The sequence below is a fragment of the Trinickia terrae genome (assembly GCF_005144415.1).
Classification (GTDB): Bacteria; Pseudomonadota; Gammaproteobacteria; order Burkholderiales; family Burkholderiaceae; genus Trinickia_A; species Trinickia_A terrae.
Genome location: NZ_SWJE01000005.1, coordinates 715,785 through 735,357, shown reverse-complemented (window position 1 = coordinate 735,357; position 19,573 = coordinate 715,785). Strand labels below are relative to the sequence as shown.

The window sequence follows — 19,573 nt, the reverse complement described above, 5'->3', positions numbered from 1 at the left end:
CGAACTAAATCCGAACCAAAACTGGGCAAAACGGGGCGAAAAACATGTCCTGAACAAAAAGCCAAACGCCGTTCCCCAGATGATGCGGGAACGGCGATGGATCGACAACTCGGCCGCCCGGCCTAGGAGGACCCGAGCGGCGCGAGCAGTCTGCCGGGCTTAGCGCACAACCTGCGCGAGCTCGCCCGACTTGTACTTCTCCGCGATCTTGTCGAGCGGCAGCGGCTTGATCTTGCCGGCCTGGCCTTCGCAGCCGAACGCCAGATAGCGGTCGACGCAGATCTTCTTGGCCGCTTCGCGCGCCGGCTTCAGGTAGTCGCGCGGATCGAACTTGCCCGGGTTTTCCGCCAGGTAGCGGCGGATCGCGCCGGTGATCGCGAGGCGCAGGTCGGTGTCGATGTTGACCTTGCGCACGCCGTGCTTGATCCCTTCCTGAATTTCCTCGACGGGCACGCCGTAGGTTTCCTTCATGTCGCCACCGAATTCGCGGATTTCCGCGAGCAGCTCCTGCGGCACCGACGACGAACCGTGCATCACCAGGTGCGTATTCGGAATGCGCGCGTGGATTTCCTTGATGCGGTCGATCGCGAGGATGTCCCCGGTCGGCTTCTTCGTGAACTTGTACGCGCCGTGCGAGGTGCCGATCGCGATCGCCAGCGCATCGCATTGAGTCAGGCGCACGAAGTCGGCGGCCTGCTCGACGTCGGTCAGCAGCTGCTCGCGCGTCATCGTGCCTTCTGCGCCGTGGCCGTCTTCCTTGTCGCCCTTCATCGTCTCGAGCGAACCGAGAACGCCCAGCTCAGCCTCGACCGTCACGCCGATCGAATGCGCCATCTCGACGACTTTGCGCGACACGTCGACGTTGTACTCGTACGATGCGACCGACTTGCCGTCCGCCTCGAGCGAGCCGTCCATCATCACGCTCGTGAAACCGCTGCGGATCGCCGCCATGCATACGGCCGGCGACTGGCCGTGGTCCTGGTGCATCACGACCGGGATGTGCGGATACGACTCGATCGCCGCTTCGATCAGGTGGCGCAGGAACGGCTCGCCCGCGTACTTCCGCGCGCCGGCCGACGCCTGCATGATGACGGGCGCGCCGACCTGGTCGGCCGCGGCCATGATCGCCTGCACCTGCTCCAGGTTGTTCACGTTGAACGCGGGCAGCCCGTAGCCGTGTTCGGCTGCGTGATCCAGCAGTTGACGCATTGATACGAGAGGCATGCTTGTACTCCTTGGATTGAACGAATTCTTTTTGCTTGGCGGCGCCCGGAGATTCGGCGCCGGTGCGGCGAATAGGCGCAATTTTATCGCGAAGCGCACCGCATCCCGGCGCGTTTGCGAACGCCGGCTCGTGACCGGCTTCGCAAACTTCGTTCCTGCACCTTTCAGTGCGGCGCTCGAGCACGGATCACAAGGCCTCGCCGACCCGCACGATCTTCAGCGTATTCGTCCCGCCCGCCTGCCCCATCGGCTCGCCGACGGTCAGCACGACCATGTCGCCGCGCGACGCATAGCCCTTCGACACCACCACTTCGAGCGCGCGCTGCAGCGCCACGTCGCGGTCGTTGTTCGACTCGACGGGCAACGGCGTCACGTTGCGGTAGAGCGCCATCGCTCGCTGGCTGTTGATGCGCGGCGTGAGCGCGAAGATCGGCACATGGGTCCAGTGGCGCGACATCCAGAGCGCGGTCGAGCCCGACTCGGTCAGCGCCACGATCGCCTTCGCACCGAGGTGGTAGGCGGTGAATAGCGCGCCCATCGCGATCGACTGGTCGATGCGCGTGAAGGTGCGATCGAGGAAATCCTTGTCGAGCTCGACGTGCTCCGACTTCTCCGCTTCGACGCAGATCGCGGCCATCGTCTCGATCGTCTGCACCGGATACTTGCCCGCCGCCGATTCGGCCGACAGCATCACCGCATCGGTGCCGTCGAGCACCGCGTTGGCGACGTCCGACACTTCGGCGCGCGTCGGCACCGGTGCGTGGATCATCGATTCCATCATCTGCGTCGCCGTGATCACGAACTTGTTCGAATCGCGCGCCATGCGGATCATGCGCTTCTGCAGCGCGGGCACCGCCGCGTTGCCGACTTCCACGGCAAGGTCGCCGCGCGCGACCATGATGCCGTCGGAGGCGTCGAGAATGCCTTGCAGCACCGGAATCGCCTCGGCGCGCTCGATCTTCGCGATCATCTTCGGCTTGATGCCGTACGGCGCGCCCGCGATGTTCGCGAGCTGGCGCGCCATTTCCATGTCGGTCGCGTTCTTCGGGAACGACACCGCGATGAACTCGACGCCGATCGACATCGCCGTCTTGATGTCCTCCATGTCCTTCGCGGTCAGCGCCGGCGCGGTCAGGCCGCCGCCCTGGCGGTTGATGCCCTTGTTGTTCGACAGCTCGCCGCCCACCTTCACGACCGTGTGGATCTCCTGGCCAATCACGCGCGTGACCGTCAGCACGATCAGGCCGTCGTTCAGCAGCAGCACGTCATCGGCCCTCAGGTCGCGCGGCAGGTCCTTGTAGTCGAGGCCGACACGCTCGTCGTTGCCGAGCTCGCAGGCGGCGTCGAGGATGAACGGGTTGCCCGGCACGAGCATGGTCTTGCCGTTCTCGAACTTGCCGACGCGGATCTTCGGCCCTTGCAAGTCCGCCATGATGCCGACCTCGCGGCCCGCGATGCGCGCGGCCTCGCGCACGAACTCCGCGCGCTGGCGGTGGTCGTCGGCGGTGCCGTGCGAGAAGTTGAGCCGCACCACGTCGGCCCCGGCTTGAATCATCTGGAGCAGGATTTCCGGCGAGCTGGATGCCGGACCGATGGTGGCGACAATCTTGGTGGCGCGATGCATGAGTCTCCTCGTCTGAGTGGAATCGCTGGGATTGACAACGCTGCGAGTCGGATGCGAAGGCAGTGCCGCGGCTGACGCCTCGGTCTGCAATGCGCCGGTTCGAGCCGGCGTCGTTTGGTCGGTCAGAATGGGAGAAGCTGCTGCTACTGCGGAAGGCGCCGGCGCTTGCGCGGTTGCCGGACTGCCAGCCGGGGTGGTGGTTGAATCGGTTGTTGCTACTGGCGCGGCACGCGCGCCGGATTTCGCCTTGGCCGGCTTGCCGGAAGGAACGCGCGCCGTCATGTCAGTACTCGCCGGGCCGCCCCAAGCGTACTGACAGCCCCCTTGGGGGGAGCTTCGCATGGGACCGGAGTAAGCGCTAAAGCGCCAACTCCGGTCGACAGCGAACACAGAGCGCGTGGGGGCTGTTTCATTTCAGGCCCGCGATTCGAGCACTTCGACCGCGGGCAGCTTCTTGCCCTCGAGGAATTCGAGGAAGGCGCCGCCGCCCGTCGAGATATAGCTGACCTTGTCGTGGATGCCGTACTTGGCGATCGCGGCCAGCGTGTCGCCGCCGCCGGCGATCGAGAACGCCGGCGACTTCGCGATCGCCTCGGCGAGCGTCTTCGTGCCGTTGCCGAACTGATCGAACTCGAACACGCCGACCGGGCCGTTCCAGACGATCGTGCCGGCGCTGCCGAGCTGCGTGGCGAGCGCCTTGGCGGTTTCCGGTCCGATGTCGAGAATCATGTCGTCGTCCTCGATCTGGCCGACCGGCTTGGTCACGGCCGCGGCCGTCGCGGAGAACTGCTTCGCGGTGACGACGTCGGTCGGGATCGGCACCGAGGCGCCGCGCGCGCGGGCCGCTTCGATGATCGCCTTCGCTTCGTCGACGAGATCGGTTTCGGCGAGCGACTTGCCGATCTTGAGGCCCGCCGCGAGCATGAACGTATTGGCGATGCCGCCGCCGACGATCAGCTGATCGACCTTCTCGGCCAGCGACTTCAGGATCGTGAGCTTGGTCGACACCTTCGAGCCCGCGACGATCGCCACGAGCGGGCGCTTCGGGTTGCCGAGCGCGCGGCCCAGCGCGTCGAGCTCGGCCGCGAGCAGCGGGCCGGCGCAGGCGACGGGCGCGTACTTGGCGATGCCGTGCGTGGTCGCCTCGGCGCGGTGCGCGGTGCCGAACGCGTCGTTGGCGTAGATGTCGCAGAGCGTGGCCATCTTCTGCGCCAGCTCGTCGGAATTCTTCTTCTCGCCCTTGTTGACGCGGCAGTTCTCGAGCAGCACGACCGCGCCCGGCGCGACGTTCACGCCGTTCTCGACCCACTCCGCGACGAGCGGCACGTCGCGGCCGAGCAGCTCGGCGAGGCGCTTCGCGACCGGCGCGAGCGAATCTTCCGGCTTGAACTCGCCTTCGGTCGGGCGGCCGAGGTGCGAGGTGACCATCACGGCGGCGCCGGCATCGAGCGCGGCCTTGATGGCCGGCACCGAGGCGCGGATGCGGGTGTCTTCGGTGATGTTGCCGTCGTCGTCCTGCGGGACGTTGAGGTCGGCGCGGATAAACACGCGTTTGCCGGACAGCTTGCCTTCGGCGATCAAATCGGAGAGACGCAGTACTTGGCTCATGGGAATCGATAGATGCGGGTTGATTGGAAGGCGATTGCGTGCGGCGCGCCGCGGCGCTTCGGGCGCACCGCTACGGAAAGCGAGCATTTTAGCCGATCCCCATGCCGGACTGACCCGTCGGGAGGCGAATGTCACGTATTTGGCGGAAGCCGGCGATGTCGCGCCGCAGCATCGCAGCCGATGCCCGCCGGCCGCTCGACGGCCGTTGCGCTAGACCAGGAAGCGCAGCGCGGTGAAAACCAGCATGCCGACGACGATCGTCTGCACCATGCTGCGCCGCCACAAAAACCACGCGAGCCCGGCCAGCGTGCCGTACAGCGCGTGGTTCGACAGGCCGAACGACACGCCCTGCTGCGTCATCAGCACGTCCGGCACCACCACCGCGACGAGCGCGGCCGCCGGCGCGCAGCGCAGCGCGCGCTGCACGCGCTCGGGCAGCACCGTGCGCTCGCCGCCGATCAGGAACAGCGCGCGCGTCACGGCGGTCACGACAAGCATCCCGAAGATGGCAAGCCAGATTTGCGTCGTCATCGGGGGCCTTCCGCGCGGTTGCGATCGGGGTTGTGACTGCCGGCGCCACCCTCGGCGCGGATGCGCTTCAGGTCGGCGCGCTCGGCGACGAGGTCGGCCGCGCTGCCGGCCGCGAGCGCCGCGAGCACGGCGAGCGGCAGCGCGAGCTTGTATGGCAGCGCGTCGGCGAGCAACGCGACGATGCCCGCGATGCTCACCGCGACGAGCGTCGAGCGGCTGACGATCGCGGTGACCATGATCGGGACCAGCGCGAGCGTCCCGGCGAGGCTCAGGCCCCAGTTGTCGGGAAAGAGGCTCGCGAGCAGGATGCCGATCACCGACGACACCTGCCAGGCGAGCCAGCTCGTCACCGCCATCCCCCAGAAATAGGCTTCCTTGCCCGGCACGTAGCCGGTCGCAAAACCCTTTTTCTGGAACAGCAGGTAGATCAGGTCGCCGTTGAAGTAGCCGAGCAGCAGGCGCCGCGGCAGGGACAGATAGGAGAAGTGCGGCGCGAGCCCCGCGCTGAAGATGACGAAGCGCATGTTCACCATCGCGGCGGTCAGGAGCACGGTCCAGACCGGCAGCTTGGCGGCGAGGAGCGGCAGCACGGCGAGCTGCGACGAGCCGGCGTAGACGAGCAGCGACATGCCGAGCGCCTGCGGCACCGACAGCACCGATTTGCTCATTGCGATGCCGGTGACGAGACCCCACGAGAAGATCGCCATGATGGTCGGCGAAAACGTGCGGAAGCCCTTCTTGAAGGCGGTGCGATCGGTGTCGGACAGGCGGGCGAGCATGGCGTGGCGGTACGGGGACAGCGTGAGAGCGAAATCGGGCCGGGCCGCGTTCCGGCAGGCTTGAGCCAGGCCGGCCGTGGCGGCCGGAGCAAGCCGCAAATTATAAGACGGCGTGGCGGCCAATCGCCCGGTCCCGGCGCAAAAGACGCTAAAATGTGCGCCTGATCGCTTCGAGCGCCCTCACCGTTAGGAGAAAACGTATGTCAATGGCCGATCGCGACGGCAAGATCTGGATGGACGGCAAGCTGATCGACTGGCGCGACGCCAAGATCCACGTCCTGACCCATACCCTGCACTACGGCATGGGCGTCTTCGAAGGCGTGCGCGCTTACCAGACGGACAGCGGCACGGCCATCTTCCGCCTCAAGGAGCACACCAAGCGCCTGTTCAACTCCGCCAAGATCTTCCAGATGGACGTGCCGTTCGACCGTGAGACGATCGAAGGCGCCCAGCGTGAAGTCGTGCGCGAGAACAAGCTCGAATCCTGCTACCTGCGCCCCATCATCTGGGTCGGCTCGGAAAAGCTCGGCGTGTCCGCCAAGGGCAACACGATCCACGTCGCCATCGCCGCCTGGCCGTGGGGCGCCTATCTCGGCGAAGACGGCCTCGCCAAGGGCATCCGCGTCAAGACCTCGTCGTTCACGCGCCATCACGTGAACGTGTCGATGGTGCGCGCGAAGGCGTCCGGCTGGTACGTGAACTCGATCCTCGCCAACCAGGAAGCCACCGCCGACGGCTACGACGAAGCGCTGCTGCTCGACGTCGACGGCTACGTCTCGGAAGGCTCGGGCGAAAACTTCTTCCTCGTGAACAACGGCAAGCTGTACACGCCCGACCTGTCGTCGTGCCTCGACGGCATCACGCGCGACACCGTCATCATGCTCGCTAAGGACGCCGGCATCGAAGTGATCGAAAAGCGCATCACGCGCGACGAAGTCTATACGGCCGACGAAGCGTTCTTCACCGGCACCGCCGCCGAAGTCACGCCGATCCGCGAGCTCGACAACCGCACGATCGGCAGCGGCGCGCGCGGCCCCGTCACGGAGAAGCTGCAATCGGCGTTCTTCGACGTGGTCGCCGGCAAGAACCCGAAGTACGCGCACTGGCTGACCAAAATCTGATTCCGGCGCGGCCCGCTCTTCTCGGGCCGCGCGCACACGCATACAACGAGAATTTGTCCTCATGAGCGAACTCAAGGAAATGCCGCTGGTCGAGCTGACCGCCAAGGATCTGCCCGCGTTCTGCCCGAATCCGCATATGGACCGCAAGATGACGCATCCGCGCGTCTTCATCGACGTGACGCACGGCGAAGCGCGCTGCCCGTACTGCAGCACGCGCTACAAACTGCGCGACGGCGAGGTCATCAAGGGCCACTGAGCCGGCGTGGCGCGCGAGCGCCACGCACCAACCGGCCGCCTCGCGGCCCCTCTCCCACGAGAAAACGCCGGGCCGCCCCAAGTTTTCCGCCCCGCAGGAAGTCCCCTCGGGGGGCCTGACGCACAGCGTCAGGTCTGGGGGCACACTCTCAACCCGAACGCGACGCGCCCCGCGCGCCGCGTTTTCACACGACATCGGAATTCACACGGATGCGTCGCGCGCTGGTTATCGCACCGAACTGGATCGGTGACGCATTGATGGCGCAACCGCTGTTTGCGCTGCTGAAGAAGCTCCATCCTCGCATCGCCATCGATGCGGTCGCGCCCGGCTGGGTCGCGCCCGTGCTCGAGCGGATGCCGGAAATCCACGATGTCTACGCGACCGATCTCGCCCACGGCAAGCTACAGCTGCTGCGCCGCTGGCAACTGGCGAGCGACCTGCGCGAGGTCGGCTACGACGCCGCCTACGTGCTGCCGAACTCGCTGAAATCTGCGCTGATCCCCTGGCTCGCCGGCATTGCGCTGCGCATCGGCTATACCGGCGAAAACCGCTACGGCCTCTTGAACGTGCGCCACGCGAATCCGCGCAAGGACGAACGCCCGCCGATGAGCGGCCACTACGCCGCGCTCGCCTACGCGCCCGGCGCCAAGGTGCCGAACCTGCAGGAAAGCCTGCCGATGCCGCGGCTCGAGTCGGACCTGAACGAAGCGTCTCGCGCATCGGCGCGCTTCAATCTCGACACGCGCGTGCCGCTCGTCGTGTTCTGCCCCGGCGCGGAGTACGGCAACGCAAAGCGCTGGCCGCCCGAGCATTTCGCATCGCTCGCGCAGATCGTCGGCCAATCGTTCCCGTACACGCAGATCGTCGCGCTCGGCTCGGGCAAGGACAGCCCGATCGCCCAGCAGATCACCGAACGCGCGCCGAACGTGCGCAACCTGTGCGGACAGACGTCGCTCGGCGAGGCCTGCGCGCTGATCTCGCGCGCAAGCGCCGTCGTCACCAACGATTCCGGCCTGATGCACGTCGCAGCCGCCTTGCGGCGCCCGCTCGTGGCCGTCTACGGCTCGACCGATCCGCGCCACACGCCGCCATTGTCCGAGCTCGCGAAGGTACAATGGCTCCATCTCGAATGTAGCCCCTGTTTCCAGCGCGAGTGCCCGCTCGGCCATCTGAACTGCCTGCGGGAGCTCTCCGCGGAGCAGGTCTTCGGCGACCTGCGCGGGATGCTGCTCAGCGAGCGCTGACGCACGGAAGCCTTGAATCGTTTGTGCCTTCATTCGTTCAAGGAACGTCGGGTAGCGGCTGCCGGGAGATTGAACGTGAACGCCGATTCGCGTCATGCGTGCGCCTTGTTGGGCGCGCAGCTTAGCGTTTTTCCCGCGGCCGCCGCAGCGGCCGCAGCCCGAAACGGCGCGCCTTCGCGCCCAAGAGACCAACGAGCCATGCCACGTTTTGCCCGCCTCTTCGAAGCCGCAGCCGATTCTCTCAACGCGTTCTACCAGGCCGTCACCGACGGCAGCATCGACAGCATCATGAGCCTGTGGATCGACGAGGATTTCGCGAGCTACATCTGCGCGGACGGCTCGCACTGGCACGGGCTCGAGAACATTCGCGCGGGGCTCGCGGCGCAATTGGAAGCGGGCGCGTTGCCGGCCTCGATCGAGCCGCTCGACATTCGCGTCTACGACAGCCTCGGCACCGTGGTCTATGCGATCGCCGAAGCGCACCAGCCGGCCGATCCGCTCGACACGCCGCTGATGGTGTTTACGACGTACGTGATGGTCCACGAGCGCGGCGAATGGCGCATCGCGCACATTCACGCGAGCCCGATGCCGGACGATACGGCCACGCACTTTGCCGCGAAGCTGCGGCACGGACAGGGGCCGCTGCACTGAGCGCGCCTTGCGCTTGATGGGTAGAGATTGGGTTTGTGGGGGAGTGGCATGAGTACGGCGCACAAGAACTCGGCGTCGATGCCGGCGGCGGCCAGGAAGGCCGGGGACGCGCTGGTCGACATGCTCTACAGCCCGCCGCTCTGGCTCCCGACGAGCCACGCTCAAACCATCGTCCCGGCGCTGTTCGCGCGTCGTCCCGCCGTCGACTACCGGCGCGAGCGCTGGGATACGCCCGACGGCGACTTCATCGATCTCGACTGGCTCGATTACCGCGCTCGCGCATCGGCTGCCCCCGCCGCTGATGCGCCGCTCTTCGTGCTGTTCCACGGCCTCGAAGGCAACTCCGACTCGCATTACGCGCGCACGCTGATGTCGGCCGCCCGCGCGCGAGGCTGGCACGGCGTCGTGCCCCACTTTCGCAGCTGCAGCGGGCCGCTCAACCTGCTGCCGCGCTTCTACCACCTCGCCGACAGCAACGAAGTCGACTGGGTCCTGCGGCGCCTGCGCGGCGTGCATCAGGGGCCGATCGCCGTCGCGGGCGTGTCGCTCGGCGGCAACGTGCTGCTGCGCTGGCTCGGCGAGCGGCGCGAGGACGCCGCGTTCGTCGCCGCAGCCGCGGCCATTTCCGCGCCGCTCGACGTCCACGCGGGCGGCCGCGCGCTGGCGCAAGGCTTCGCGATGGTCTACACGAAGAGCTTCCTGAAAACGCTCAAGCACAAGGCGCTCCTGAAGCTCGATCAGTATCCGGGCCTGTTCGAACGCGACGCGGTGCTCGCATGCCGCACGATGTACGAGTACGACAACGTCGTCACCGCGCCGCTGCACGGCTTTCGCGACACCGACGACTACTGGACATCCGCCACGACTCGGCCGCTCTTGCCGCACGTCGTGGTGCCGACGCTGGTCCTCAACGCGCGCAACGATCCGTTCCTGCCGAGCACGGCGCTGCCGTCGCGCGCAGAGGTGTCGGACGCAATCGAGCTCGACCAGCCCGCGGCGGGCGGTCACGTCGGCTTCATGACCGGGCCCTTCCCGGGCCGGACCGACTGGCTGTCGCGCCGCGTCTTTTCGTTCCTCACGCCCTTCGCCAACCATGGATGAAATCGTCAAACAGGCGCTCGCCAAATGGCCGAACGTCCCGCATTGCACCGGCTGGCTGCTGCTCGACCGCCGAGGAGACTGGCGCATGCGAGACGAAGCGGCACAGGCGGCCGGCGCGAGCGGCACGCCGATCCACCATGCGGCGCTCATCGGCTTCATCTGCCGCAACTACGAGTGCGACGAGCGCGGCCAGTGGTTCTTCCAGAACGGGCCACAGCGCGTGTACGTCGAATTGGCCTATACGCCGTGGATCGTGCGGCTGGCGCGGGATGAGGCTGGCGGCGGCGCACTGACGCTGACCGATCAGAATGGCGGCGCGTTCGAGCCCGCGATGGCGTTCGTCGACGATGAAGGCGGCATCCTGTTCGCCGATGCGTCGGAGCCGGTGCGCGTCGCCGCGTTGCACGACCACGACCTCGATCTGTTCGCCGACGTTTCGACGCTCGCCGACGATGGGCTCGGCGGGCTGTTTCACTGGCGTGCGGATATCGATCTGCCGCTGCAGGCGGTGCGGCGCGCGGAGGTGGCGGCAAGGTTTGGGTTTGTTGCGAGTCCGGCGGCGGCGTCGGCAGGCCGGGCCGCTGGCTAGGCGCGGGCCGATCGCGGGCAGAATCCGGCGGCCTGCGCCGGACATCGCCGCTGCTATGATAGGCGCCCTCTGAAGCGTTGCATGGGATCAGAGTAGGGCTCTGCATGGGGCCGGAGTAAGCGCTGAAGCACCAACTCTGATCGACAGGAGACCGAGATGCCAGAACTCACCCATTTCGATGCCGCCGGACAGGCCCATATGGTCGATGTCGGCGGCAAGCAGGAAACGAAACGCATCGCCGTGGCGCGCGGCTCGATCCGCATGCTGCCCGAAACGCTCGAGTTGATCCGTGGCGGCAACGCCAAGAAGGGCGACGTGCTCGGCATCGCGCGCATTGCGGCGATCCAAGGAGCGAAGCGCACAGCGGATCTGATTCCGCTGTGCCATCCGCTCGCGCTGACGCGCGTGACCGTAGATTTCGCGCTCGACGAAGCGCTACCGGGTGTGTCCTGCACGGCGCAGGTTGAGACGCTGGGGCGGACTGGCGTGGAAATGGAGGCACTAACGGCTGTGCAAGTGGGCCTATTGACCGTCTACGACATGTGCAAGGCGGTGGATCGCGGCATGACGATCACCGATGTGAAGGTGCTGGAGAAGCACGGCGGGAAGTCGGGGGATTGGGTGGCGCAGAGTTAAGGCGTTGTTTTGTAAGTCTTAATTCGACGCTGAGCCGAATATCGCTGCATCGCCACTGCCTGACGAAATCACTACGAATCTGACTTCTGGCATACGAAAGGTCGATCTTGTCCAAATTCTGTCCAAGTTGGAGACAGGAAATGGCATCGATACGAAAAAGGGGTAACAGGTGGCAAGCACGTGTGTGCCGTGCGGGATACCCCGCTGAAACCAAGTCGTTCAACGTCCGCGCCGACGCAGAACGATGGGCGCGATCTATCGAAACAGAGATGGATCGGGGTAGTTTCGTCAGTCGGAGTGCAGCGGAAGCGAACACGCTCGAAGACATCATCGAACGTTACATCGCTGACGTGATGCCGACGCGAAAAGGGGCATCGGATGAAATACCGCGACTTCGGGCGACGTGCCGCACCAGACTGGCGAAACTCAGCATGGCAGCGTTGACCCCGAAGGCAGTTGCCGCGTATCGGGACGAACGGTTGGAAAAGGTGAAGTCAGCCACGGTGATTCGGGAACTGGCGTACCTGTCGGCGATCATCAACCATGCCCGTCGTGAATGGGACATCAATGTCGCGAACCCTGTCGCACTGGTTCGCAAGCCGCCTTCACCGCAGGGTCGAGACCGTGTACTCACGACCGACGAAGAAGCGGGCCTTCTTGCGGCAATGGTTCCGACTGGTCGCATCAACGTGTGGCTGCTTCCGGCAACCATCCTGAGTTTAGAGACGGCTATGCGACGCGGTGAACTTGTTGAACTACGATGGTCGAACATCAATCTCGAAGCCCAAACTGCGTATTTGCCGATCACCAAGAACGGGACAGCGCGAACCGTCCCGCTGTCCAAGAAGGCTGTCGCCATCTTGGACGCCCTTCCACGCTCCATCGACGGCAAGGTCATCCCGGTCAAGGGCAACACACTGCACGCGGCGTTCAGGAAGGCCTGCAAACGTGCGGGCATCAAGGACCTTATTGGCACGACCTTCGACATACGGCGATTACACGACTGGCGCAGAAGCTGCCGAATGTCATCGAACTAGCCGCTGTCTCGGGCCACCGCAGCTTGGCGATGTTGAAGCGGTACTACCATCCGTCCGCTTCCGAGTTGGCACGGAAGCTAGGCTGATTGACAGGCTGTCCCCGACCCGCAGCCGGATCTGATGGTCAGCTTTCCGCTTCGGATACACTAGGTGCTGCCGCTAGGGGACACGATGATCCGGGTGACGGGAGCCACATGACCGAACAGGAACTGATCGACCAGCGTATCGAAGACCTTGCCGCTTCGGCGGCCTACTTTGCATCGCACAATAAGCAGGAACGCGAACGCTGGGTCGCCACAGAATTCGCGCTGAATCTAGGGTTGACTCCGGTACAGGGCGAAATTCAGAGCATCGAAACTGACCCGCCCGACGTAGCCTTTCGCGATGCCCGCTTCGAAATCAAGGAAATTTTGGACACGGGTCGGCGACGCCATGACGAATATAAACAAGAGTTAGCGCGCGTGCGCGGTATCTCCAAGGCCCAAGACCTTCTGAAAGAATTTACCCCGAAGGACAGCAGCGTTGGCGAGATATACGATCTCTGTCTCAAAGAAGCGGCAAGCCTTGATAAGTACTCGAATGACTTTAAGAAACGGACCGACTTACTGCTGTATGTCAACCTGCATGATGTCATGTATGTTGCGGAACAGCCCTTCCCGGACACGTCCGCGCTGACCGCTATCGGATGGCGCTCGATTTCATTTCTAATGGGACGGCGCAGTTGTTGCCTTTACGCCCGACCGGACGCACCCGACTTCCTTAAGCAAGCCGTAGGCCGTATTTGTCATCGCCCTTGATGGTCAGCAAGACGCAAGCAAATGGGCCTTGTTCATCGCATAGTCCAGCAAGACCACGCCGTCGAACGATGTGCAGAAGTGATGCGCGAACACCGAATCGTGTACTGACCACGCCGCCGACCCGCTGAATCCCTGCAATACGATTAACAGCCAGACATCTTCGACGCGGTTCCTGTACGCCGCAACCTTGCATTCTTTTCTGTCAATCGTGGCTTGTATATCGGCTGGCGATGCCACCGGAACCCACCATGCACCCACAGGCTGCCACCGAGAGCGTGGACAAATCGGATGATTGTGCAGCCAGACGGAAGTAAACAAATCCGACTCAAAGTCCGTCCCGCATTCCAGTCTGGTCGACTCCACACCTGAAGGTATCGAAGCGATCCGGGAACCGACTATTGCAGCAAGGTTACTTGCTGCGGCATCTTTGGCTTTCGGACTCACGGCGGCGTGTTCCCGAAAGACCACCTTCACGTCAAGGCAGTCCGCATTGATCCTTCGCAGGAACAGCTTCTGCGCCTTTTCGCAAATCAACCTGCGAGTTTCTTCAACCGCACGCACGTCACTGCGTAGCAGTTCGGTTACTTCAACGCCGTACTTTCCTGCCGGCCCGTCAACAAGGATGTCCGGTTCTTCACCCGTTGCATCCACGGTCCCACGCGGCCAACAGGTCAGCAATCCCTGAGCACGCTCGAAATAAAACGACTCGGCGTGCTTTCTACGTTGGGCTTTGGTCGAATTCACGTCTCACCGATTCTATTCAGAGTGCGGCATCCGTGCTTGGATCGCCAACGCAAACTTGGTGGCGAAATTTACCGCAAACTCCGCGTCGGAGATCATCAAACCCGATGCATCCTGCATACGTTCCCAAACGTAGTTTCCTGCAACCATCCGGCGCACGATGGGAACAATCGATTCGAATCGAACAAGGTCGTTGATATTGACCGCCAAGGCCAGCATTATTGCCATGCGTTCGCTTCTGGATGCCTTGCCATCAACATAACCTTCGAGATCGCGGACCAAACGCATCGCCGCATCATCGTATCTCATGGAAGATGATGGCGGCCAGCGATTCCACCGCCTACTTAGCAAAGCGACCAACTCCCCCATCGCCACGTCAACCGCTTCCGCGCTATTCCCGAACGCACTCTCCAGTTCTTCTTCCCGTAGACTGCGCTCGGCTTGCTTTAGACGATCCCGCACCGCCTTTGATTTCACTAGATCGGAAACAGACACATCGGAAAACCGAACATCGAAGAAGCGTTCTGCCGCAACATCAAAGAAGTCTTGGACGTACCCCAACAACCGGCGCGAATCACCCTTATCGGGAACTAGTCCATAGTGCTTGAAGTTCACGCGTGCCTTGTTCAGTTCGATCAGCTTCGCCCGAAACGGAACATGTTTGTTCTCGTCTTGATTCGCTGCCGCATCAATGTAGTCCATACATTTGATGAACTCGTCCGGGATTTTTTGCCCCGGAACTGGCCGGTCCTTCATCACCGCGCGTAGAAAAAGCTCCACCGCATCTTGTGCAATCGAGACCGCAAGTCCGAGATGAACACCGTCATTGCGGGAAAGATACGTCTCCGCTTCAGCATACAACGCCCGGCATAGCACGACTTGGTGAAGTTCCATATATTTCCTACGGGAAGGCACGGCGCATCGATCTTACACCGACATCTCAAAGCCAGACGCACCGGCCATGCACCCGAGCCATCGTGAGATCAATGCAGCAGTTCGCCGCTGGTCCGTGCTGATCCAGCGTCGGCCACGGCGGGCACCGTTTGCGGCGCACCGAAGTCGATCAAGCCGTCGCGGTTGTACGTTTCGACAACGAATTCCAGCAGCGAAGCAAACCGATTGACGATGGACACGAAGGTTTCGGCGATCAGTCCGCCAGTGAACGGCATCGAGTACGTGACGATCAAGTCGTCGTCCTGATCGATGGTGAAGACCGGAAGAAAAATTTCGTCGTTCAGCCGTCGCGCCAGTTCATGCTTCTGTTCGATTGGCGCTTGCCGATTCAGGGGAAGGTACGTAGCAAACCGGACGAACTTCCGGTCCGTGTCGAGAGAAACGCGAAAGCCGATGCCATTCTCACTGCGAAGTCGGATGCAGTCGGGCTGTACGTTGTACGGGACCAAGCCGCTGTCGCGCAGATGGGCGTCAAGGGTTTCGATAGTGATGTCGGTTTCAGTGAAGGTTTTCGTCAATAGGCTCTCCAGATAGGAAGCAAGGACCGGCTGTCTTACCGTGACCCCACAAGAAAAACCGCCGATGAACGGCGGTTACTGGTTCTCTGCATACGTCGCTAACCACGCAAACTACATGGCCGCGAGCTTCTGAATCCGGGCTTCGGTTACTTTCAGCAGACACGCCGCGTCGGGACAGGCGTCACGCCCGCTCTTCATCCAGCCCCGTTGATCCGCCTTCAGGGCAGCCGGGTCACTCGACTTGGCGCGGGCGGCTGAGTACGCCGACGCAAGGCGCAGGTCTGCATCAGCGGTTTGTGGCGTCGAACAGATCAGATGTTCGATTGGCGAAGACGCCTTAGCGCAGTCAAAGCTGGCATGAACGTCCGCCGCGCCGATTGCGTCTTGTTTAGTTACCGACTGCTGTACTGCACTGGCTGTCGGTGCCGATGATGCGAGCGATGCGTTGACTGCCTTCTCCGGTTCCACCGGTTGCTGCGCCGTTTGCGTTGCGTTGTCGGACGACGCCTTTACCGGGGCAGTCGAAGTCGCTACATCACTACCCGCCGACTGACCATCGGCGGCGGCCTTTGCTGCTTCATCGCTGGACGCCGAACTAGCGGCTGCTTGTGCGTCCGCTGTACCACTTGCCGACGACGACTTCGCTTCCGACGACGCGGCGACCTGAGTCCCCGGTCCGAACACGATGCGGTCAAGGGGCACAAGGAAATATAGACCCGTCAAAAGAACAACGAACAGCCCACCAGTCAAGAAGACTCGCGCACCATATTCGTAGAAGAAGCGTTGCTTCGCCAACTCACCCGCGCTACTGGCAATGATGATGTCGGGCTGCCCCGCATTGCGAGCGAGAAACCCTACCTGCCATGCTTTCGGAGCCAAGAACAGGAAGACGAATCCGAATCCAACGCAGATCGCGATGTCCATGTATAGCCGTTCGGTGTATGCGCCGAAGGCCAGCAACGCAACAACGTCACGATGTCTTTTAGCAGTTGCATCTCGACCTTACGTCCGAACGGAATGGTCAATTCTACGTGAAGGACATGACCGACGAGCGCGACGCCGCCTGAATCTCTTCCATCGGACGGGCAACATCGCCGGCATCGAGACTGACATAGTGCCGGTGCAGCGCATCACCCCCGCGTCGGAGTATGTCCAAGGATGGAGTTGATCGCGTAAACTTACGTCCGGCGGATGGTCACGAATTGTCGTCCAAGTCTTGTCCAAACGCTGTCCAAGTTCATTAACCGATTTGGACAGGATCGAACGCTTCGGTGACAGTAAGTCTTTGATTTGTATGACCGCCAGCACAAGGCTACGCACGGAAACCAGAATGTGCAAAGCCGTCGATCGCGGCATGACGATCACTGAGGTGAAAGTGCTGGAAAAACACGGGGGGAAGTCGGGGGATTGGGTGGCGCCGTAATTAGCGGCGGTTCGACACAAGATGCCTCGCGCAGACGGCCTCTGGAGCTCGAATGACGTATCACTTGGTTTGACATATATGGGAACAGCCGACACCCTATGCCGAGCGTCGGCTGTTGCTCATGAGCGCAACTATGCGCTCATGAACGCGCCAGCTAGGCTGCTGAATCAGTTCGCCAAGATATCGCCAAGAACCTTTTGCCCGATGCTAACGACGTCGTCGGTACCGACATAAGCACCGCCAACTACGCCAACCGCAGCACCGTAAATGCCGCCAGCAATAGCCCCAACAGCGGCGGCGATGGCGCCAGCGATCCAGCCACCCGCCTTCGCGGCAACTTTGCCGCCAGCGAGCGCGCCGAGAGCGGAACCAACGATGCCGCCGAGAATGCCGCCGCCGAAAGAGTCCACCGCATTCTTTGCCACGCCACCCGAAGCAGCTTGCATTTCAACCAGAGTCAATTCACGCATGAGATTTCTCCCCATTCATTAAGTTTGACAAATTGCTGGGAATTTAATCCGCCCCAACCACGGAATTTATTTTATAAAGATATCGACAGGTAATTTTTATTCTCACCTTGCGGCCCACAGGCCTCACGATCTTTTAAAAATCGTCTCGACGATATTCAATTCCTATCAAGCATCACTGAGCACCTGCAGCATGTCGCCAATGTATCGCCATCACGCACAATTCAATATAGTCGATCATCCATTTTTACCGCCCATTAAAGAGATATCGATTGTCGGTGACAATTCACCGCAGCCGCGGCGAATATGAGTCGCGACAAATGCAAGCATGCGAGCCAATGAACGCCCTTTCAAAATTTCACGGGACGCCCATCGAAGCAATGCAGAGCACGGCGATTGGCTTTTTTTACGAAAGAATTAGAAAACACCGAATCGGCCTGCCGTGCGAAGCATCATTAACAATTAGATTCCAGCTCGCCTTATCCGGACGAGCAAAAGGCACGTCTGCACGCCCAGCAAAAACACAAAACGAATTTGACAATAAATAACCAGATCAACAATAAAAAGGCGCTTTCTGTTTTCAATCTACATGCCGCGTCGGCTATCGCCATTACATCTCAAAATAATTCACCTTTTTGACGGCACGCAAGTGCACGCGATAGGCTAGAACTTCGAGCGAAATGAGCGACTGGAGGGCCGCTTTCGAGCCGTCTCGAAGCGTCACCTTCGTCAAGACTCGTCCTAAGCACCCGCCAGCCCTCCGAAATACCTCTAACATCTCGACCACAATATTTAGGAATGCAATATGAATAAAAGAATAGTCGTGTCTCTATGCGGCATAGCGCTCATCGGCTATCTGGGGCTGGCCGGATACACATACCGTCACGACATGCGCTACGCGGAACAAGCGGCATCCGTGACGGCGGCTTCGGCCGAAGGCCTGCAGATCCGCAACCTGCTCAACGAGAAAGCCTGCTACTACTGCCACTCGAGCAGCTACACGTTGCCGGCCTATTCGCAGCTGCCCGGCATCAAGCAGCTCTCCGCCTACGATGTCGAGACAGGACAGAAGCATTTCCGGCTCGATGCCTTGTTCGCGGATTTGCAAGACGGCACGCCTCCGTCTCAGGTCGATCTCGCCAAGCTGGAAAGTGTGCTCAAGGACAACGCCATGCCGCCGCTGCGTTTTCGCGTGGTGCATTGGGCGTCGGCCCTCGATGAAACCGAGCGCAAACTGCTACAGGACTGGATCGCCTCACAGCGTCGGGCTTATTACGCCACGGCCGAAACCGCACCGGAATTTCGCGACGAACCGGTGCAGCCGCTGCCCAAGCCCTTGCCGGTCGATGCTCGCAAGGTCGCCCTCGGCCAGCAGCTCTTCAACGATCCGCGTCTTTCGAAGGACAACACGGTGTCCTGCGCGAGCTGCCATATGCTTTCGCACGGCGGCGTGGACGGGCGCAAGTCGTCGATTGGCGTCGGCGGCCAGATCGGGCCGATCAATGCGCCAACCATTTTCAACGCCGTGCTGAATCACGTGCAGTTCTGGGACGGCCGCGCAGCCACGCTGCAGGACCAGGCCGGCGGCCCGCCGCTCAACCCGAAGGAGATGGCATCGGAATCGTGGGACGAGATCATCGCCAAGCTCGATGCGGACCCCGCTTTCACCAAGGCATTCAGGCAGGTGTACCCGAGCGGCTATTCCGGCGACACCATCACCGATGCCATCGCCGAGTTCGAAAAGACGCTCATCACACCAAGCCGCTTCGACGCCTACCTCAAGGGCGAGAAGACCGCGCTCACGAACCAGGAAGTGCGCGGCTATCAGCTATTCAAGGCGAACCGGTGCTTCACGTGTCACGTCGGCAGCAATTTCGGCGGGCAATCGTTCGAATTGATGGGCTTGAAGGGCGACTACTTCGGGCAACGCGGCGGCCCGCTCACCGAAGCCGACCAAGGCCGGTTCAACGTCACGCACGATGAACAGGACCGCCGGCGCTTCAAGACGCCGACGCTGCGCAACGTCGAACTGACGCAGCCGTATTTCCACGACGGAAGCGTCGACGATCTCCATGAGGCGGTGCGCATCATGTTGAAGGACCAAGTCGGAAAGAGGCTGCCGAGTCAGGACGTCGACGACATCGTCGCGTTCCTCAAGACGCTGACCGGCGCCTACGTGCCGGTGGCGTCGCAATAACGTAGTTGTCGAGCGCAAGGACCGGCCGGGGCCGCCCCCGGCCCGTTCTGCGCGATTGAGGGGATCGCGCCGGCG

The 19,573-nt window shown here is 62.4% G+C and carries 20 protein-coding genes and 2 pseudogenes; 12 read left to right on the top strand and 10 right to left on the bottom strand.

Translation table 11 applies throughout. The features are described 5' to 3' along the window. Nucleotides 1-159: 159 nt before the first annotated feature. The 5 genes from fba to FAZ69_RS12660 form a co-directional block, all read right to left on the bottom strand. A complete protein-coding gene (fba, locus tag FAZ69_RS12680) occupies nucleotides 160-1,224 on the bottom strand; it encodes a class II fructose-bisphosphate aldolase (RefSeq protein ID WP_136894831.1) in 1,065 nt (354 codons plus the stop codon). Nucleotides 1,225-1,411: 187 nt separating this feature from the next. Beyond that, nucleotides 1,412-2,911 (bottom strand): pyruvate kinase, encoded by a 1,500-nt coding sequence (pyk, locus tag FAZ69_RS12675; protein ID WP_439654768.1) that lies wholly within the window; start codon nucleotides 2,909-2,911, stop codon nucleotides 1,412-1,414. 351 nt (nucleotides 2,912-3,262) lie between these two features. Then, nucleotides 3,263-4,456 carry a phosphoglycerate kinase gene (locus tag FAZ69_RS12670; protein WP_136894827.1) on the bottom strand — a complete coding sequence of 398 codons (1,194 nt, stop codon included), beginning with the start codon at nucleotides 4,454-4,456 and terminating at the stop codon, nucleotides 3,263-3,265. 210 nt (nucleotides 4,457-4,666) lie between these two features. Further along, complete coding sequence (locus FAZ69_RS12665) at nucleotides 4,667-4,987, bottom strand: AzlD domain-containing protein (RefSeq protein WP_136894825.1); 321 nt, start codon at nucleotides 4,985-4,987, stop codon at nucleotides 4,667-4,669. Beyond that, nucleotides 4,984-5,766, bottom strand: a complete 783-nt coding sequence (locus tag FAZ69_RS12660; RefSeq protein ID WP_136894823.1) for an AzlC family ABC transporter permease — start codon at nucleotides 5,764-5,766, stop codon at nucleotides 4,984-4,986. Before FAZ69_RS12660 ends, FAZ69_RS12665 begins: the two co-directional genes overlap by 4 nt. 200 nt (nucleotides 5,767-5,966) lie before the next feature. Here FAZ69_RS12660 and FAZ69_RS12655 point away from each other — a divergent pair, with 200 nt between their 5' ends. From FAZ69_RS12655 to FAZ69_RS12615, 9 genes and pseudogenes are all read left to right on the top strand, one after another. Next, entirely contained in the window at nucleotides 5,967-6,887 is a 921-nt protein-coding gene (locus FAZ69_RS12655) for a branched-chain amino acid transaminase (RefSeq protein WP_136894821.1), read from the top strand. Nucleotides 6,888-6,948: 61 nt separating this feature from the next. Continuing rightward, entirely contained in the window at nucleotides 6,949-7,143 is a 195-nt protein-coding gene (locus tag FAZ69_RS12650; protein WP_136894819.1) for a zinc-finger domain-containing protein, read from the top strand. Nucleotides 7,144-7,352: 209 nt separating this feature from the next. Further along, nucleotides 7,353-8,387 carry a lipopolysaccharide heptosyltransferase II gene (gene waaF, locus FAZ69_RS12645; protein ID WP_136894817.1) on the top strand — a complete coding sequence of 345 codons (1,035 nt, stop codon included), beginning with the start codon at nucleotides 7,353-7,355 and terminating at the stop codon, nucleotides 8,385-8,387. Between the two features lie 198 nt (nucleotides 8,388-8,585). Further along, nucleotides 8,586-9,038, top strand: coding sequence for a nuclear transport factor 2 family protein (locus FAZ69_RS12640; RefSeq protein ID WP_136894815.1), 453 nt, complete (start codon nucleotides 8,586-8,588; stop codon nucleotides 9,036-9,038). Nucleotides 9,039-9,086: 48 nt separating this feature from the next. Next, a complete protein-coding gene (locus FAZ69_RS12635) occupies nucleotides 9,087-10,139 on the top strand; it encodes a YheT family hydrolase (protein ID WP_136894813.1) in 1,053 nt (350 codons plus the stop codon). Next, nucleotides 10,132-10,728, top strand: coding sequence for a DUF2946 family protein (locus tag FAZ69_RS12630; protein WP_136894811.1), 597 nt, complete (start codon nucleotides 10,132-10,134; stop codon nucleotides 10,726-10,728). Before FAZ69_RS12635 ends, FAZ69_RS12630 begins: the two co-directional genes overlap by 8 nt. 156 nt (nucleotides 10,729-10,884) lie before the next feature. Then, the gene (moaC, locus tag FAZ69_RS12625; protein WP_136894809.1) at nucleotides 10,885-11,364 is read left to right on the top strand and encodes a cyclic pyranopterin monophosphate synthase MoaC; all 480 of its coding nucleotides are present in this window, start codon (nucleotides 10,885-10,887) and stop codon (nucleotides 11,362-11,364) included. Nucleotides 11,365-11,504: 140 nt separating this feature from the next. Continuing rightward, a pseudogene (locus tag FAZ69_RS12620) lies at nucleotides 11,505-12,487 on the top strand (tyrosine-type recombinase/integrase). A gap of 108 nt (nucleotides 12,488-12,595) precedes the next feature. Further along, nucleotides 12,596-13,198, top strand: a complete 603-nt coding sequence (locus FAZ69_RS12615; RefSeq protein ID WP_136894808.1) for a DUF1780 domain-containing protein — start codon at nucleotides 12,596-12,598, stop codon at nucleotides 13,196-13,198. A 3-nt stretch (nucleotides 13,199-13,201) separates the two neighbouring features. Here the strand turns inward: FAZ69_RS12615 and FAZ69_RS12610 are convergent, their stop codons facing one another. The 4 genes from FAZ69_RS12610 to FAZ69_RS12595 form a co-directional block, all read right to left on the bottom strand. Further along, nucleotides 13,202-13,942 carry a hypothetical protein gene (locus FAZ69_RS12610; RefSeq protein WP_136894806.1) on the bottom strand — a complete coding sequence of 247 codons (741 nt, stop codon included), beginning with the start codon at nucleotides 13,940-13,942 and terminating at the stop codon, nucleotides 13,202-13,204. Between the two features lie 12 nt (nucleotides 13,943-13,954). After that, nucleotides 13,955-14,833, bottom strand: coding sequence for a hypothetical protein (locus tag FAZ69_RS12605; RefSeq protein ID WP_136894804.1), 879 nt, complete (start codon nucleotides 14,831-14,833; stop codon nucleotides 13,955-13,957). Nucleotides 14,834-14,922: 89 nt separating this feature from the next. After that, entirely contained in the window at nucleotides 14,923-15,411 is a 489-nt protein-coding gene (locus FAZ69_RS12600) for a YbjN domain-containing protein (protein ID WP_136894802.1), read from the bottom strand. Nucleotides 15,412-15,522: 111 nt separating this feature from the next. Beyond that, complete coding sequence (locus FAZ69_RS12595; RefSeq protein WP_136894800.1) at nucleotides 15,523-16,335, bottom strand: lysozyme inhibitor LprI family protein; 813 nt, start codon at nucleotides 16,333-16,335, stop codon at nucleotides 15,523-15,525. Nucleotides 16,336-16,723: 388 nt separating this feature from the next. Here FAZ69_RS12595 and moaC (FAZ69_RS34450) point away from each other — a divergent pair. Then, nucleotides 16,724-16,834: pseudogene (gene moaC, locus FAZ69_RS34450) on the top strand (cyclic pyranopterin monophosphate synthase MoaC); the annotation flags it as partial. Between the two features lie 167 nt (nucleotides 16,835-17,001). Here moaC (FAZ69_RS34450) and FAZ69_RS12585 read toward each other — a convergent pair. Beyond that, nucleotides 17,002-17,304 carry a hypothetical protein gene (locus FAZ69_RS12585; protein WP_136894798.1) on the bottom strand — a complete coding sequence of 101 codons (303 nt, stop codon included), beginning with the start codon at nucleotides 17,302-17,304 and terminating at the stop codon, nucleotides 17,002-17,004. Between the two features lie 275 nt (nucleotides 17,305-17,579). Between FAZ69_RS12585 and FAZ69_RS12580 the strand changes: the two genes are divergently transcribed. Both FAZ69_RS12580 and FAZ69_RS12575 read left to right on the top strand, forming a co-directional pair. Continuing rightward, on the top strand, nucleotides 17,580-17,849 hold the full coding sequence (locus tag FAZ69_RS12580) for a hypothetical protein (RefSeq protein ID WP_136894796.1): 270 nt from the start codon (nucleotides 17,580-17,582) through the stop codon (nucleotides 17,847-17,849). A 257-nt stretch (nucleotides 17,850-18,106) separates the two neighbouring features. Further along, nucleotides 18,107-19,498, top strand: a complete 1,392-nt coding sequence (locus tag FAZ69_RS12575; protein ID WP_136894794.1) for a cytochrome c peroxidase — start codon at nucleotides 18,107-18,109, stop codon at nucleotides 19,496-19,498. Nucleotides 19,499-19,573 lie beyond the last annotated feature (75 nt).

Bases quoted from the DNA above. Each gene is read 5' to 3' on its own strand.
- moaC (WP_136894809.1), top strand. From the start codon at position 10,885: ATGCCAGAACTCACCCATTTCGATGCCGCCGGACAGGCCCATATGGTC.
- FAZ69_RS12605 (WP_136894804.1), bottom strand. From the start codon at position 14,833: ATGGAACTTCACCAAGTCGTGCTATGCCGGGCGTTGTATGCTGAAGCG.
- FAZ69_RS12640 (WP_136894815.1), top strand. From the start codon at position 8,586: ATGCCACGTTTTGCCCGCCTCTTCGAAGCCGCAGCCGATTCTCTCAAC.
- FAZ69_RS12655 (WP_136894821.1), top strand. From the start codon at position 5,967: ATGTCAATGGCCGATCGCGACGGCAAGATCTGGATGGACGGCAAGCTG.
- FAZ69_RS12650 (WP_136894819.1), top strand. From the start codon at position 6,949: ATGAGCGAACTCAAGGAAATGCCGCTGGTCGAGCTGACCGCCAAGGAT.
- FAZ69_RS12575 (WP_136894794.1), top strand. From the start codon at position 18,107: ATGAATAAAAGAATAGTCGTGTCTCTATGCGGCATAGCGCTCATCGGC.
- fba (WP_136894831.1), bottom strand. From the start codon at position 1,224: ATGCCTCTCGTATCAATGCGTCAACTGCTGGATCACGCAGCCGAACAC.
- FAZ69_RS12630 (WP_136894811.1), top strand. From the start codon at position 10,132: ATGGATGAAATCGTCAAACAGGCGCTCGCCAAATGGCCGAACGTCCCG.
- FAZ69_RS12595 (WP_136894800.1), bottom strand. From the start codon at position 16,335: ATGGACATCGCGATCTGCGTTGGATTCGGATTCGTCTTCCTGTTCTTG.
- FAZ69_RS12585 (WP_136894798.1), bottom strand. From the start codon at position 17,304: ATGCGTGAATTGACTCTGGTTGAAATGCAAGCTGCTTCGGGTGGCGTG.
- FAZ69_RS12635 (WP_136894813.1), top strand. From the start codon at position 9,087: ATGAGTACGGCGCACAAGAACTCGGCGTCGATGCCGGCGGCGGCCAGG.
- FAZ69_RS12615 (WP_136894808.1), top strand. From the start codon at position 12,596: ATGACCGAACAGGAACTGATCGACCAGCGTATCGAAGACCTTGCCGCT.
- FAZ69_RS12660 (WP_136894823.1), bottom strand. From the start codon at position 5,766: ATGCTCGCCCGCCTGTCCGACACCGATCGCACCGCCTTCAAGAAGGGC.
- FAZ69_RS12670 (WP_136894827.1), bottom strand. From the start codon at position 4,456: ATGAGCCAAGTACTGCGTCTCTCCGATTTGATCGCCGAAGGCAAGCTG.
- waaF (WP_136894817.1), top strand. From the start codon at position 7,353: ATGCGTCGCGCGCTGGTTATCGCACCGAACTGGATCGGTGACGCATTG.
- FAZ69_RS12665 (WP_136894825.1), bottom strand. From the start codon at position 4,987: ATGACGACGCAAATCTGGCTTGCCATCTTCGGGATGCTTGTCGTGACC.